The organism is Bacillus sp. TH17, from assembly GCF_016651125.1.
In the GTDB taxonomy this organism is placed as follows: Bacteria; Bacillota; Bacilli; order Bacillales; family Bacillaceae_G; genus Bacillus_A; species Bacillus_A mycoides.
Genome location: NZ_JAEKEN010000001.1, coordinates 2564365 through 2579198, shown reverse-complemented (window position 1 = coordinate 2579198; position 14834 = coordinate 2564365). Strand labels below are relative to the sequence as shown.

Genomic DNA, 14834 nt, shown 5'->3' with positions numbered 1-14834 from the left:
AAAAGAAAATGTTTAAAAACAAACTTTTATTGTTATCTCCAGTTATTGCACTACTTGTTGTTTTTATTTTTTCATTAACATTATTTCCAACCGTTCAACCTAAGCCGAAAAACTTACCAATCGCAATTGTAAATGAGGATCAAGGAGTAGAAATTCCGAATCAACCGAAGATGAATATGGGGCAAACGATTGTTGATAATATGAAAAAGACATCAAAATCAGAGGAAGAACCTGCGGTAAAGTGGGTAGAAGTGCAGAATAAAGAAGCAGTTCAAAAAGGCTTAAATAATCAAGAATATTATGCAGCATTAGTTATTCCGAAAGACTTTAGCACAAAACAAGCATCATTACGAACACCACGGCCATCTTCGCCAGAGGTAGAAATATTCATCAATCAAGGAATGAATACAGCAGCATCAACTATGGCAGGACAAATGTTAAATGGGGTAGTTGATAATATGAACAATACTGTTCGTACACAACTATTAGAAGGATTGAAAGCAAAAGGAGCTACATTAACAGCAGACCAAGTTTCAAATGTAGTAACACCTATTACGAAGAAAGTGACAAATGTGAATGAAATCGGCAAAAATAGTGCGAACGGTAACTCGCCAATGTCTTTATTCCAGCCGTTATGGATTGCAAGTTTAGCGAGCGCAGCAATTATCTTTATTGCGATAAGTAAAACACAAGTGAGTACAAGAAAAGAGAACTTCGTATTGAAACTAAAACAAATAGTAACAGGAGCAATTGCTACACTTGTAATTGGATTTGGTCTTACATGGATTGCGGATGGAATGGTAGGATTAAATATCCCGAATTTCACGGATACGGCTTTGTTCTTATCCATTACTTCTTTTTGTTTCTTCTTAATGATTTCTGCGGTGCTTTCATTAGTTGGACTAAAGGGTATAGGTATATTCGCTCTATTACTTTTCTTTGGGGCACCGCTATTAGCATTAGCGCCTGAAATGATGTCACCATTTTATCAAGATTGGGTGTACGCATGGTTGCCAATGCGATTTATGATTGAAGGGCTTAGAGAAATATTCTTCTTTGGAAAAGGGTTAAGCTGGAGTACACCCCTTACTGTGCTCGTTTGGATTGGCGTAGTAAGTATGGTTATTATTTTAGCGACTGCTTTCAAACGTAGTGTAGTAAAGGAACAAAAAACTGAAGTGAATGCATAAAAATAAGTAAAGGAAAAACCGTTTCACTAGTAGTGGAACGGTTTTTATGTTGAAATACAAGTAAGGGTACAAAATATATTGATATAATGAAAGGGAGTTAGCTGTTTTTTAAACTAACTGTCCATTAGCTAGGCTTGGGATGAAGAAATCCTACTGAAAACTTTGTTGTATTATAGAATTATTGTCCCTAATATACTTTATTTTTGTTAGTTTTTCTACATTTTCTACTATAAAATGTGAAATCGTAGAGGGTGTTGCAAAGTTAACAAAACATAAACATGCAAAAAAATGCAGAAGAAATATAGTACTCGAAATTATCTCTAAAAAGTAAGGATTTCATAATAATGTTCTTTTAAGATGATATAAACAAAATAGACTAGTTTAAAATTGGACGTATGAAAAAGGAATGAGGGGAAGAGAAAAATGAAGCAGATTTCAATTTTAATAGCGGATGATGAGGTGGAAATTGCTGAATTAATTGGGATACATTTAGAAAAAGAAGGTTATCATGTTGTGAAAGCTACTGATGGAGAAGAAGCTGTTCTTATTATTCAATCGCAACCAATTGATTTAGTTATTTTAGATATTATGATGCCAAAAATGGATGGTTATGAAGTAACGCGACAAATTCTTGTGAAGTATAATATGCCAATCATTTTTCTAAGCGCGAAAACATCTGATTTTGATAAGGTGACAGGTCTTGTACTAGGTGCGGATGATTATATGACAAAGCCTTTTGCCCCAATTGAATTAGTTGCACGTGTAAATGCACAACTACGTCGATTTCTTACGTTAAATCAACCGAAAGTAGAGGAGAATAAATCCGTTTTAGAAGTAGGCGGAGTGGTTATTAATCTTGAGCAACGAAAGCTAAATGTATACGGAGAACAAATTGAATTAACCCCAAAAGAGTTTGATATTTTATATTTATTAGTGAGCCATCCGAAAAAAGTGTACAGTGTGGAAAATATCCTTCAGCAAGTGTGGGCGGATGATTATTATGATGGGGGAAGTACAGTTGCGGTACATATTCGTACTTTACGAAAAAAATTGGGGAGGATACAAGAAAGAATAAGTTAATAAAAACGGTATGGGGGGTAGGTTATACTTTCAATGGCTAACATGATGAGAAGTTTTCGTTTTAAAATGATTGCTTTGTTTGCGCTAAGCATGGTGTTAGCAGCTGGCGGAACATATATAATCTATAAAGTATTACAGCTTTATTATAGAACGATGGTACGTTACGAAGATTACTTAGCCCAATTTAGACCAATCGTAGATATTAAATTCTTTTTAATGTGTTTTATCCCATTATCTGTTGTATTCTTTTTCTTTTTAACAAAACCATACTTAAAATATTTTAATGAAATTTCTAACGGTATTCACCATCTTGCTAACGGTGATTTTACAAAGAAAGTTCATATTACTTCAAATGATGAATTTGGCGAGATTGCGCGTGAAATGAATATAGCGAGTGAAAAATTAAAAGAGGCGGTTGAGAGAGGTGACTTTGCAGAAAGTAGTAAAAATCAGCTCGTTGTTAACTTAGCCCATGACTTAAGAACGCCATTAACATCAGTTTTAGGTTATTTAGATTTAATTCTTAAAGATGAGAATTTGTCGAAGGAGCAGATTAAACATTTTTCTATGATTGCATTTGCGAAATCGCAGCGACTTGAAAGTTTAATTGATGAGTTATTTGAAATTACGCGAATGAATTATGGCGTGCTAAAGTTAGATAAAAAAACAATTAATATAAGTGAGTTGCTTATACAGTTAGATGAGGAATTGTATCCATTATTGGAGAAACATCATTTACAAGCTAGATTGAATGTTAATCCTCATTTATATATTTACGGTGACGGGAATTTGTTAGCTCGAGTATTTGAAAATCTTGTAACAAATGCAGTTAGATACGGAGATAATGGACAATTTGTTGATATGAATGGATATATTGATAATGGAGAGGTTATCGTACAAATTATTAATTATGGAGATAGCATTCCAGAAGAAGATTTGCCCTATCTTTTTGACATGCTTTATACAGGTGATAAAGCAAGAACAGGGCAGCAGGGTGGTACGGGCCTTGGGTTATTTATTGCTAAAAATATAGTTGAACAGCATAATGGGACGATTTCAGCAGAAAGTAATGTAATTAGAACAATATTTGAAGTAAGATTGCCAAAAGAAGAGAGTTCAAGAATTTAATAAAAATTTAATGTTTGCCCCACTTTTTATTTAATTAGTTTTTTCTATCCTATACATATGTTAGGTCAAGGAGGAACTGGTAATGAAAAAGTGGGGCTTTTTATATTGTACATAGTATGTACGGGAGCTTTATATATCATTTTCAAAAACGTTCAAAAATTATTAAAGAAAAGGACGTACAGTTTCTAAAAGTAAAACACGTGAAAAAGTGAGGATATTATGATATGAAGAAAGCAAAAAAACTAGTCATCGTTGGTGTGATAACAATTGGTTTAGGAGTCGGGTCGTATATGATATTTGCAGGAGAATCTGAACCAGTTAAAACTTATAAAATATATGAAGTGACAGAAAAACAAATAGAGAATGAGCAAAAATTAGGTGGCGAAGTTATCCCAAATGGTATAGAAGCAATTTCATTCGATCCAACAAAAGGTACGAATGAATTAGCTGTTAAAAAAGGTGATGAAGTAAAAAAAGGACAGCTTCTTTTTAAATATAATGACTCTATTACTAAACAAGGTGTAACAAAAGCGGAAATGCAAAAGAAAATCGCACAAAAAGAAGTAACATTGCATCAGAAACAAATGGATGCAGCGAAGCAGAAACTAAAAAAAGATAAAAACGCTGGTCTTCCTGAGGAAGCGTTAAAAGCATCAGAAATCGAAGTGCAACAATTAGAATCGCAACTTGAAATGAAAAAGTTTGAAGTAGAAAAAGCTGATGAAATGATTAAATCAGCAAAAGAGAAAGTGAACACACTTTCTGTAACGAGCCCGGCTGATGGTGTAATTGATGACATCGTCAAAAATAATGATGCTGGTATGAGCGGAATTACACTTCGTCACGCTGGTCCATTTAAAGTAAAAGGTCAAATCTCTGAATATGAGCTTGCGAGTGTGAAGATTGGGCAAGAAGTAATAGTTTCATCAAAAACTGTATCTAGTAAGACGTGGACAGGAAAAGTTACAGAAATCGGATCCACACCATTAAAAAATATGGATGAAAACAAAACAGTTTCCAGCTATCCATTCACTGTTACATTGAACGATAGTGAAGGATTACAAAACGGTTTCCACGTAAACGTGACCAATAAAACAGGTGAAGCGACAGGTACAATCGTTCCGAAAAGCAGTATGGTGAAAAAAGGTGACAAAGATGTTGTCTTCGTTGTAAAAGATGGAAAAGTGAAAGAACAAGTAGTTACGGTTGAATTTGAAACGGATCATGAAGCAAAAGTTACTGGAGTGAAAAAAGGTGTACAAATTATCTCTGAACCTATGAAAAATGTAAAAGATGGTATGGAGGTTAACACAAAATGATTCATTTAAAAGGCATCACGAAATCTTTTCAAAACGGTACAGAGTCCGTCCAAGTATTACATGGAATCGATATAATACTGAATCAGGGGGAATTCACTTCCATTATGGGACCATCGGGTTCTGGTAAGTCAACCTTAATGAACATTATCGGTTGTTTAGATAAACCAACGGCAGGTACGTATGAGCTAGCTGGTCAAAATATTTCAACCATGTCTGAAACAGAACTTGCACACGTTCGTAATAAAGAAATCGGCTTTGTATTTCAAAATTTCATGTTACTACCAAGGCTTACAGCACTTCAAAATGTAGAATTACCTCTTATTTATGCAGGAGTTGATAAAAAAGAAAGACGTGAGCGTTCGTTAGCTGCTTTAACGAAAGTTGGGTTAGCTGAACGTGCTACTCATCTTCCAAGTGAGTTATCAGGTGGTCAAAAACAGCGTGTTGCTGTAGCGCGTGCAATTGTAAATAATCCGAAATTTATTTTAGCCGATGAACCAACTGGTGCACTTGATACGAAAACGAGTGAACAAATTATGGAGCTCTTTTACGAATTAAATAAACAAGGTTCAACGATTATTATGATTACTCACGATCGTGAAATCGGAGAAGCAGCAGTACGTCAAATTGTAATTCGTGACGGCAATATCGTACAAGATTGGAGAGAATAAATTTGAATACGAATGAAAATATACGCATGGCCATATCTTCTATTTTTGCGCATAAAATGCGATCTATATTAACAATGCTAGGCATTATTATTGGAATCAGTGCAATTATTACAATTATTTCAATGGGAGATGGACAGACTGCAAAGATGCAAAAGGAACTTGCAGAGAATCAGCATATGGATGAACTTAAAATAGAATACTTCAACCCCGATTCTCCGGCAGAAAAAGCAAAAATTACACCACATATGGTAAAGCAATTGCAAGTGATACGAGGTGTAAAAGATGTGTATCCCAATGTGCATATGGACGTAAAAGTATATACAGGATCAAAAAATGTTTCCTTTAGTTTAAATGGTGGAACAGGAAATTTTATGCAGGATTCTAAAATGAAAATGGTGCATGGGCGAGAGTTAACACCGGATGAACTGAAAAAGCCAATTCCTGTTGTAATTGTAGCTGAAGATTTATTTAAAACACTATTTGATACTTGGAAAGATGATTTGTATATAGATATAAAAGGAAAACCATATAAGGTTGTCGGGGTGTACAAATATGAAGACGGTTTTCAACGTCAATTTAAATTGTATGAAGGATATACGTCTATCGACAATGCACCTTTAATTGCAGGGATTGAGGAATACGATACAGTGAAAATTAAGTTATCTTCTCCAAGTGAGCGAGAGGCTGTAGAAAAACAAGCTATATCTGTATTGAATGAATTGAAATCCCCAGAATTTGAGCATTCTTTTACAGTGGAGGATACGAAAGCATATGGTCAAAAAATAGAAGAGTCAACACGAACGATGAAAATAGTATTTGCTAGTATTGCTGGTATTTCCTTAATTGTAGGTGGTATTGGTGTGATGAATATTATGTTAGTATCCGTTACAGAGCGTACACGTGAAATAGGTATTCGAAAAGCGCTCGGTGCAACGAGAGGAAAAATATTAACACAATTTCTCATCGAAGCATGTATTTTAACGTCATTAGGCGGGGCGGTTGGTTTTGGATTAGGTATGTTTTTTGCTTGGATCGCTTCATCAATAGGTGAATGGCCACTAGTTATTTCTGTAAGTCTTGGATTACTCTCAGTTGGAATATCGATGTCAATTGGTATTGTCTTTGGTATACTGCCAGCTAATAAAGCTGCTAAATTGGATCCAATCGAGTGTCTGCGGTATGAATAAGTGAAAAGGGTAATTTTTTATTAAGGTGTTTTCAAAAAAGAGTAAATACTCCTGCGAGTATTCACTCTTTTTTTCAGCAAGTCATTGATGTAATATCTTCTATTTCTGGAGGGATGGCTGGTGACCTTATCTAGCATTACTCTTTGTAATATTTTGCATCAATCATTTCCTGGAGGTTAAGATAAATGAATTTATTTGATATAGTTCAACGTAATATACGGCGTAATTTTAAAGAGTATATACTCTATTTTGTATCGTTAGCTTCAAGTATGCTTATCTATTTTATATTTGCATCACTTCGATATAGTACTCAAATAAAAAAGAAATGGTTAATAATGTGATGATTAATAGTGTTCTTCAATCTTCAAAAGTGATTCTCATTATTTTTATAGCCATATTTATTATTTACTCTACTAACTTTTTTATAAGGAAACGTAAAAAAGAGGTAGGATTATATTCTTTACTAGGAATAACTAAAAAACAAATTGGTACGATGTTATTTTGTGAGACTATGATAATGGGAGGCGTTGCTTTAGTAGTTGGCATACTGATTGGCAGTATAAGTTTTAAGTTATTTTTAGAACTGCTAATGAGTTTAATGAAATTAAATGTGCCTATTCATTTCGAGTTATCTATAAAAGCAATAATAGACACGTTCATCGTCTTTTTATCTATTTTATTATATACAGCATGGAAAAACTCTCGCATTATTTATAAATTTCCATTGATTGAAATGTTTCAAGCTAATCATCAAGGAGAACGGATGCCAAAAGGTTCTGTACTTAGGGCGTATATAGGCCTTATTTTAATGGGATTAGGATATATACTAGCAGGCTTCTTCCGTGAAGTAGTAAATATTGTGCGGAATCCCATTGATCCTATGAACCCTATTATAAATCCTATAATGATTCCAGTTTTTATTTTGTTTGTAGTTGTTTTTGGGACATATTTTCTATTCACTTCTTATACAGTTATTGTTTTAAAGAAAATTAGAAGTAAAAGAGAAATATTTTATAGCGGTGTAAATATAATAAACATTTCGCAATTATTATACCGAGTAAAAGGAAACGCTAAGTTACTTGCAACAATTGCTATATTAAGCGCCACAGCTTTAACTGCAATTAGTACAGTCGCAGCAGGGTATTATGTAGGGCAATCTGAAACAAATGGAGATTTTATGCAACTGTATGGAGTTGCGTTATTTATTGGAAGTTTTTTAGGGGTTATATTTGTATTGGCAACAGGTTCAATTATATATTATAAACAATTATCTGAAGCGTATGCTAATCAGAGATATTATGAAACTCTTCGTAAAATAGGTGTTACGAAAAAAGAGGTAAGAAAGTCAATTTCGAAGCAAGTTAGCTTTAGTTTTATTTCACCTCTAATAGTCGGACTTGTTCATAGCTTATTTGCGATACCAATAATAAACAACATGCCTATATATAACATCATTATTCCTATTTTAATTAGTAGTGGTGCATATTGTATAATTTACTTTGGGTATTATGTGTTAACTGTTTATTCGTATTTTAAAATTGTGTATAAATAAGAATCAATAATTTTTTTGATGTGATGTCAATAAAATAAGAAGAGGAAATAAAACTGAATTAAACATTTAAAAGATAAAAACGTTTCACTAGTAGTGAAGCGTTTTTTTTGTGGTGAAATCATTATAGAATATTTAATCGACAGGAAATGAAAGTAGTGATGGTTAGGCTTTTTCAATGTTTTAAAAGGATTGGAGTAAAAGGGCTATAAGAATGAGTCCATGCTGTTCTTTTATGTATACATGCTCCTACTATTTCGAAATGCATAAAATGTTATGTGAAATAACGGAGGGGATACGATGTATAATTCGAATTATGATGATTGGTATAGACAGAATGATAAGCTAATTAGTGATATTGAAAAAGCTATAAACGGAGAGTATAGCGCTATAAGCTGTTATGCAAAATTAGCTAACATGGCTCCAAATCAAGTAGAACAAAAACAAATTCTTGAAATCCGTAATGATGAAATAAGACATTTTCATCATTTTGTACAAATCTATACGAATTTAACTGGCAGACAGCCGAAACCACAGATTACGGAAAATTTCCCTAATACGTACTTACAGGGATTAGAGTTCGCTATACAAGATGAGCAAAAGACCGTAGATTTTTACTTGGAAATTTCAGATGAAGCAGCAGATGCATCTATGAAAGAGTTATTGCGCAGAATAGCTGCAGATGAACAAAATCATGCGGTGTGGTTTTTATATTATTTTGTGAAGTCGAAGTGAGTGTTAAAAATGAATGGCTGATGTGCTGAACATATTAGAAATTATTTTAAAACGCAGTGCAACAATTGAATAAGATATGTAAATGTAAGCAGAAGGAAACCGTTTCACTAGTAGTGGAGCGGTTTTTTATGATGTGCATAGGTATCGACAAAATATAGTAATTAAATTTGATATATAATGTATGAAACAAAAATAAATAAGCTAGGAGCAGACATATGAAAAGAGGGATTACAGTAGATATTCTAGATGGATATGATAATTTACTTTGGAAAGTGTTAAAGCCAATTGATATTACTGCATTTGATTGGCAAGTCATGGGAAGGGAGGAAGCTTATATAATAATAGGGAATGAATTAGGTCCAGAATTATTTTCAGAAGATAACGAGATCATGGAAGGATCAGAATTAAAAAAGCTAATAAAAGATAACATATATTATCTTTTATTTGTAGACTTAAAAGCATATCCAAAAGGGAAAGTACTAGGAGAAATTGAAACATATGAAGAATTTAAGAAGAGTAAGTGTGAAGTAGTCGTATTAGTAGCGGATGGCGATTACATACAAATTTATGCAAAAAACCAAGAAGAGATTGAAATGATATATGAAAACGCACTGAGTCAAGGATTTTATGTAGAATATATTACAGATGAAAATGATGGAAGGACTCGTATGTCAGTATGGTAGCAATTTGAAAGGGGAACGGCAATATGGAGAGAAATATAAGTAAAGAATATACAATTCGAATTGCTACTGAAGATCAAAGTGATAGTATTATCATTTTATTAAAAGAAGTAGCACAATGGCTACAATATAAAGAAGTGGATCAGTGGCAGTATCTTTTAGGAGAGGAAGCTACGGCTGAAATACTAGAATGTATAAGAGAGAAATATACATATGTTGTTATGAAAGAAGATGAAATAGTTGGTACGGTTACAGCTTCTCCTAAACAAAATGAATGGGATGAACATATTTTTGGAAAAGAGGAAGTTTCTAATTCATTATATATTCATAGATTTGCGGTGAAACGGAAGTATAAGGGGGATGGAATAGGAGAATGGATTATACGGTGGGTAGAAGAGAATGTGCAACATGACAAAGAGTATTTGAAGTTAGATTGCGTCCGGCATAATCGTATATTGAATGATTTTTATAAGAGAAGTGGTTTTGACTATGTTGGCAGTACGGATGGACTTAGTAAGTTTCAAAAGAAAAGAGGAGAGTGAATGAATCAAATTAACGTAAGTTTAGTTGAAAAGTTAATACAACAACAGTTTCCCGAATGGGCGCATTTAGAAGTGAAACCTGTAAAGCTTAGCGGTCATGATAATAGAACGTTTCACCTAGGGGATGAGATGAGTGTAAGATTGCCAAGTGATGCAGCATATGTACCGCAAGTAGAGAAAGAAAATAAGTGGCTACCTATATTAAGTAAGGGACTTTCTTTACAAATTTCTGCACCAATTGGGAAAGGGAATCCGACTGAAGAGTATCCGTGGCCTTGGTCTATTAATAAGTGGATCGAGGGAGAGACAGTCACGAAAGAAAATGTTCGTGACTTAGATGAATTCGCAGCAGACTTAGGCTCGTTTTTAATAGAGTTACAATTAATTGATGCGAGTAACGGGCCAATAGCTGGAGAACATAATTTTTACCGAGGCGGGCTTATATCTGTATACGATGAAGAAGCGAGAGTGGCCATTGAAAATAATAAGGATGTTTTTGATGAGACATTATTACAGCATCTTTGGAATTTAGCACTTAGGTCAACATGGGACCATAAACCAGTTTGGATTCATGGAGATGTTGCACCAGGAAACTTACTCGTTAAGGATGGAAAACTTTGTGCCGTAATTGATTTTGGTATTTTAGGAGTAGGGGATCCGGCTTGTGATGCAGCTATGGCCTGGACATTTTTTGATAAGAATAGTAGAAACGTATTTAAAGAAGTATTACGCATGGATAAAGAAACGTGGAATAGAGCGAGAGGATGGGCGCTTTGGAAGGCGTTAATTACATATGATGCGAATAGGGATAGTAATGAGAAAGTAGCAGAAGAATCTTATCGTGTAATTCAAGTAATTGTGGATGATTATAAGAGGTAATAGAAAAAGCTTATTTTGATTGTATATTTCAAAATAGGCTTTTTTGCATGATTGAATATTCGGAAATAAAAGAAGGGATCTGGCGTTATTATACAGAATATTTAGATAACTGGAGGTGTCGAATTTTGAATGAAATTGAATTAAAAAGTAATGTAATTAAGACAGGGCGAGAGAGGGGGATTATACTTCGGTTTATACTCGCAAGTTTAGTAGGTGTGTTTATGTTTTTCGTACCAGTTACGATAAACGGTGCTTCGTCTATTATGATTGATCATATCGTATCGTGGATAAGAGCTACGGTTCCTTCGGTAGTACCTTATTATGCACTGCTTGTTATGGTAATTGGTGCGATTTATCCATTTTATACGAAGAAGTGGAATGCATCTATCGTAGACATTTGTTTTTCTTTATTAAAAGTAGTTGGCGTCGTTTTTGGTGTATTATATTGTTTGAAAATAGGGCCAGATTGGTTCTTTGCGCCAGATGTTGGACCGTTTTTGTATGAGAAGTTAGTTATATCAGTAAGTTTACTCGTACCAATTGGTTCGGCATTTTTAGCGTTATTAGTCGGGTACGGATTACTTGAATTTATCGGTACGTTTTGCCGTCCAATTATGAGACCTTTATGGAAAACACCAGGACGGTCAGCAATTGATGCGGTCGCTTCCTTTGTGGGGAGTTATTCGCTTGCACTTCTTATTACGAATCGAGTGTACAAAGAAGGAAAGTATACGACGAAAGAAGCAGCAATTATCGCTACAGGTTTTTCTACAGTATCTGCAACATTTATGATCATCATCGCAAAAACATTAGACATTATGCATTTATGGAATGTTTATTTTTGGACTACTCTTGTTGTAACATTCATCGTGACCGCTATCACCGTAAGAATCCCGCCTCTTAGTAGAAAACCAGATACATATATTACGAAAGAAGGGTTCCCAGAGCCCGTTTATAAAGAGAAAGTGTTAGAGCGAGCTTGGGAAGATGCATTAGAAGTATCGAAATCTGCGCCAAGTATTATGAAAAATATCGCAGTGAATTTAAAAGACGGATTTATAATGACAATGGGAATTTTACCATCAATTATGTCAGTAGGGCTAATTGGAATCGTCTTAGCAAAGTTTACGCCAATATTTGATTGGATTAGTTATATTTTCTATCCATTTACATGGTTACTGCAGCTTCCAGAAGCAGAACTAGCTGCAAAAGCAGCATCAGTTGGTATTGCAGAAATGTTTTTACCTTCTCTTTTAGTTGTAAGTGCACCGCTTGTTACAAAGTTTGTTATTGCGGTTGTTTCGGTATCATCTATTTTGTTTTTCTCCGCTTCAATTCCTTGTATATTATCAACAGATATTCCGTTAAAAGTATCTGAGCTTATTATTCTATATGTGCAAAGAACGATTTTAACGTTGCTTATTATTACGCCGATTGCTTATTTGTTGCTTTAAAAAGAAAAGGTATTATCAAAAGGGGAAAGCTGGAAAAGTATAAAAAAGTAGATTTGAAAATTAATATTTATGATAAAAATATTAGTAATATACATGTGGTATATAAATGCGAGAACAGTTATTTCTGAGTTTTAAAGAGATAAAGCTATAAAAAAAACCCTTCCGTAAAGGTTGGGTTCTTTTGTTTGTTATTTTTTATTAAAAGCAGGGTGTTCCCACATCGCTATCAAGCTAAGAAAAGCAAATACCCCAAAACGAGAAAATTTACACCTCTAGGTGAAAATGTACAATTTTTTGTTTTGGGGGCAATCTGCAAGCCCATCAATCTAAGATTTTAAAGTATCCTCTAAACGAAATTTTTTATTTTTCTGAATTTTTATTTATTTTTCGTATATGACATAATACTTCTTAAGAAGATTCCTAACCCTGCAAAAAAGAATCCTAAGCATAATAAGCTGGCTGGCGTTCCCCAAGTGATTTGATCTAGCATTTTTATCCCCTCCCGTTTATTAGTATATAGTATTTATTGGGATTTATCCAGATATTCCCTTGAATAGGCACCTCCATATGCCTATCAACCTAACAGAGCAGATTGCCCTATTTTCCGACTACTATGTCTAAAATAGCAGAGGCGGCAGAAGTAAGCTTTGGTAGTGTAGCATATTACTATGAAAGTAAAGAGAAATTGTTTGAAGCAGCAGTATTAGCACCTTTTGAAGATTTTAGAAAACTATTCTTATTAGTTCATGAATTCGATGGTTCACCATTAGAGAGAATTTCAAGGATGGTATATGAACAAATGAAATTTTGTATTCAATAAAGTAGTTCTTTAAGATTAGTACAATATGTAATTGCTCATCACGATCAATTTCCACAAATAATGAGTAAAATACTCGTTTTTTGGGAGGAATCAAAGGAGAGTATTTCTTCAGTAATAATCGATGGTCAGAAAAAGGAGAACTAATGTTATTAGAACCAAATGTTGTATTTTCTTCTTATTTCTCTTATTTAATCGGTACGATATTAACTATTATTGATGAGCTTTCACATCCTATATGGGAAGAGTATATTCGACAAGGAATTCGTATGTTTGGTCCTAAGGAAGAGATGTTGAGGGAAATTGAATTAGGTTAAGTGAGGTTAAAAGGGATAAAGTAATAGAGCATGGAAAAATATGATCTGTTTAATAAAAGTTAATATTTATTCAAAAAGAAAAGAAGTCATTTTGATTCAAATGACTTCTTTTTATTTATCGTAAAATCGTAGTTAGTGCGAAATAATAATCAGTGGAGAGAAATAAAAAACATGAATTAAAATTTCACTTTATTTCAAAGTGAAAGTCACATTTAGTGTGACTTTAGTTTTAGAATATTCCTTGACGGGAATATTCCTCTTTGGTTATAATCGATTCAACAGGAAAATAATATTAGTGATGATATTGATGTGTTATAACCGGAGACCATCACTTAACGAGGTGAGTGATATGTCGGGGAAAATTCCGGGCGTGAATATGACGACGTTGAGCGCTTTATCTGAACCGAATCGTATGAATATCGTTGAACTCTTGCGTGACGGTCCCTTAACCGTTGGGGAAATCGCCGAACATTTGGGATTAAGGCAACCACAAACTTCGAAACATTTAAAAGTGTTAAGCGATACAGGGATTGTGGAAGTGCAGGCTGAAGCTAATCGCCGGATTTACAAGCTCCGACCTGAGCCTTTCCAAGCACTTGATTGTTGGGTGCAGTCATTTAAGCGTGTGATGGAAGAGAGATTCGATAATTTAGATGAGTATTTGAAGGAATTGCAAAACAAGGAAAAGTCATAAAATCAGTTCATATTTAAGGAGGAATTAACATGTCAAACAATACAATGGTATCAAGAGTAGAGAACGATCGGGTATTAGTACTGGAGCGCGTTTTTGATGCGCCGCGCGATTTAGTATTCAGTATGTTTAAAGAACCAGAGCATTTGAAACATTGGTGGGGGCCAAGAGGTTGGGAAATTCCGGCATGCACTGTCGACTTCCGTCCAGGAGGCGTTTGGCACTACTGTATGAAGTGTGTCAATCAGAACTTGGAGCAATTTTTTGGTATGGAATCATGGGGGAAAGCAGTCTATAAAGAGATTATTGAGCCAGAGAAAATCGTCTACACTGATTACTTTTCAGATGCTGAAGGCAATGTAAATGATTCTATGCCGTCAACCGAGATGACATTGGAATTCATCGATTTAGGTGGAAAGACAAAGCTAATAAACCGTGCTGAATATGTTTCCGAAGAAGCCCTTAAGACCGTTATGGACATGGGCATGCTACAAGGTATCACCGAAACTTGGGATCGTTTGAATGAGCGATTGGAGTCGCTGAAATAGATTTTTGCACCGCAACTTTATTTTCGGTGATAATTAGGTATAAGTGT

General features: G+C 34.3%; 14 protein-coding genes and 2 pseudogenes. All 16 read left to right on the top strand.

Annotation, left to right across the window (positions count from 1 at the left end):
- The first annotated feature begins 8 nt into the window (after positions 1-8).
- The 16 genes and pseudogenes from JFT95_RS13145 to JFT95_RS13070 all read left to right on the top strand — a co-directional run bounded on the left by JFT95_RS13145 (position 9) and on the right by JFT95_RS13070 (position 14787).
- Positions 9-1190, top strand: a complete 1182-nt coding sequence (locus JFT95_RS13145; protein WP_201052473.1) for a YhgE/Pip domain-containing protein — start codon at positions 9-11, stop codon at positions 1188-1190.
- A gap of 423 nt (positions 1191-1613) precedes the next feature.
- A pseudogene (locus JFT95_RS13140) lies at positions 1614-2311 on the top strand (response regulator transcription factor).
- A complete protein-coding gene (locus JFT95_RS13135; protein WP_201052471.1) occupies positions 2304-3398 on the top strand; it encodes a HAMP domain-containing sensor histidine kinase in 1095 nt (364 codons plus the stop codon). The pseudogene JFT95_RS13140 and the gene JFT95_RS13135 overlap by 8 nt, the downstream one beginning before the upstream one ends.
- Before the next feature lie 224 nt (positions 3399-3622).
- Positions 3623-4717, top strand: coding sequence for an efflux RND transporter periplasmic adaptor subunit (locus JFT95_RS13130; protein WP_201052469.1), 1095 nt, complete (start codon positions 3623-3625; stop codon positions 4715-4717).
- Positions 4714-5388, top strand: a complete 675-nt coding sequence (locus JFT95_RS13125; RefSeq protein WP_088039702.1) for an ABC transporter ATP-binding protein — start codon at positions 4714-4716, stop codon at positions 5386-5388. The genes JFT95_RS13130 and JFT95_RS13125 overlap by 4 nt, the downstream gene beginning before the upstream one ends.
- A 2-nt stretch (positions 5389-5390) precedes the next feature.
- A complete protein-coding gene (locus JFT95_RS13120) occupies positions 5391-6575 on the top strand; it encodes an ABC transporter permease (protein WP_201052467.1) in 1185 nt (394 codons plus the stop codon).
- A gap of 185 nt (positions 6576-6760) precedes the next feature.
- Positions 6761-8127, top strand: a pseudogene (locus JFT95_RS13115) (FtsX-like permease family protein).
- Between the two features lie 297 nt (positions 8128-8424).
- On the top strand, positions 8425-8859 hold the full coding sequence (locus JFT95_RS13110) for a ferritin-like domain-containing protein (protein WP_201052465.1): 435 nt from the start codon (positions 8425-8427) through the stop codon (positions 8857-8859).
- Positions 8860-9074: 215 nt separating this feature from the next.
- A complete protein-coding gene (locus JFT95_RS13105) occupies positions 9075-9542 on the top strand; it encodes a DUF2691 family protein (protein ID WP_201052463.1) in 468 nt (155 codons plus the stop codon).
- 23 nt (positions 9543-9565) lie between these two features.
- Positions 9566-10081, top strand: coding sequence for a GNAT family N-acetyltransferase (locus tag JFT95_RS13100; RefSeq protein WP_002084694.1), 516 nt, complete (start codon positions 9566-9568; stop codon positions 10079-10081).
- Positions 10082-10960 (top strand): aminoglycoside phosphotransferase family protein, encoded by an 879-nt coding sequence (locus JFT95_RS13095; RefSeq protein WP_201052462.1) that lies wholly within the window; start codon positions 10082-10084, stop codon positions 10958-10960. It begins immediately after the preceding gene.
- A gap of 125 nt (positions 10961-11085) precedes the next feature.
- Entirely contained in the window at positions 11086-12414 is a 1329-nt protein-coding gene (locus tag JFT95_RS13090; protein WP_201052461.1) for a YjiH family protein, read from the top strand.
- A gap of 592 nt (positions 12415-13006) precedes the next feature.
- Positions 13007-13234, top strand: a complete 228-nt coding sequence (locus JFT95_RS13085; RefSeq protein ID WP_242487611.1) for a TetR/AcrR family transcriptional regulator — start codon at positions 13007-13009, stop codon at positions 13232-13234.
- 143 nt (positions 13235-13377) lie between these two features.
- Entirely contained in the window at positions 13378-13548 is a 171-nt protein-coding gene (locus tag JFT95_RS13080) for a hypothetical protein (protein WP_002161252.1), read from the top strand.
- Between the two features lie 349 nt (positions 13549-13897).
- Positions 13898-14242: an ArsR/SmtB family transcription factor gene (locus tag JFT95_RS13075; protein WP_000014568.1), complete on the top strand. Its 345-nt coding sequence runs from the start codon at positions 13898-13900 to the stop codon at positions 14240-14242.
- Positions 14243-14271: 29 nt separating this feature from the next.
- On the top strand, positions 14272-14787 hold the full coding sequence (locus JFT95_RS13070; protein WP_002013656.1) for an SRPBCC domain-containing protein: 516 nt from the start codon (positions 14272-14274) through the stop codon (positions 14785-14787).
- Positions 14788-14834: the final 47 nt, after the last annotated feature.

What these genes read in the sequence shown, in the direction of transcription:
- JFT95_RS13145 (WP_201052473.1), top strand. Translation starts at nt 9, where the DNA reads ATGTTTAAAAACAAACTTTTATTGTTATCTCCAGTTATTGCACTACTT.
- JFT95_RS13135 (WP_201052471.1), top strand. Translation starts at nt 2,304, where the DNA reads ATGGCTAACATGATGAGAAGTTTTCGTTTTAAAATGATTGCTTTGTTT.
- JFT95_RS13130 (WP_201052469.1), top strand. Translation starts at nt 3,623, where the DNA reads ATGAAGAAAGCAAAAAAACTAGTCATCGTTGGTGTGATAACAATTGGT.
- JFT95_RS13125 (WP_088039702.1), top strand. Translation starts at nt 4,714, where the DNA reads ATGATTCATTTAAAAGGCATCACGAAATCTTTTCAAAACGGTACAGAG.
- JFT95_RS13110 (WP_201052465.1), top strand. Translation starts at nt 8,425, where the DNA reads ATGTATAATTCGAATTATGATGATTGGTATAGACAGAATGATAAGCTA.
- JFT95_RS13105 (WP_201052463.1), top strand. Translation starts at nt 9,075, where the DNA reads ATGAAAAGAGGGATTACAGTAGATATTCTAGATGGATATGATAATTTA.
- JFT95_RS13100 (WP_002084694.1), top strand. Translation starts at nt 9,566, where the DNA reads ATGGAGAGAAATATAAGTAAAGAATATACAATTCGAATTGCTACTGAA.
- JFT95_RS13095 (WP_201052462.1), top strand. Translation starts at nt 10,082, where the DNA reads ATGAATCAAATTAACGTAAGTTTAGTTGAAAAGTTAATACAACAACAG.
- JFT95_RS13080 (WP_002161252.1), top strand. Translation starts at nt 13,378, where the DNA reads ATGTTATTAGAACCAAATGTTGTATTTTCTTCTTATTTCTCTTATTTA.
- JFT95_RS13075 (WP_000014568.1), top strand. Translation starts at nt 13,898, where the DNA reads ATGTCGGGGAAAATTCCGGGCGTGAATATGACGACGTTGAGCGCTTTA.
- JFT95_RS13070 (WP_002013656.1), top strand. Translation starts at nt 14,272, where the DNA reads ATGTCAAACAATACAATGGTATCAAGAGTAGAGAACGATCGGGTATTA.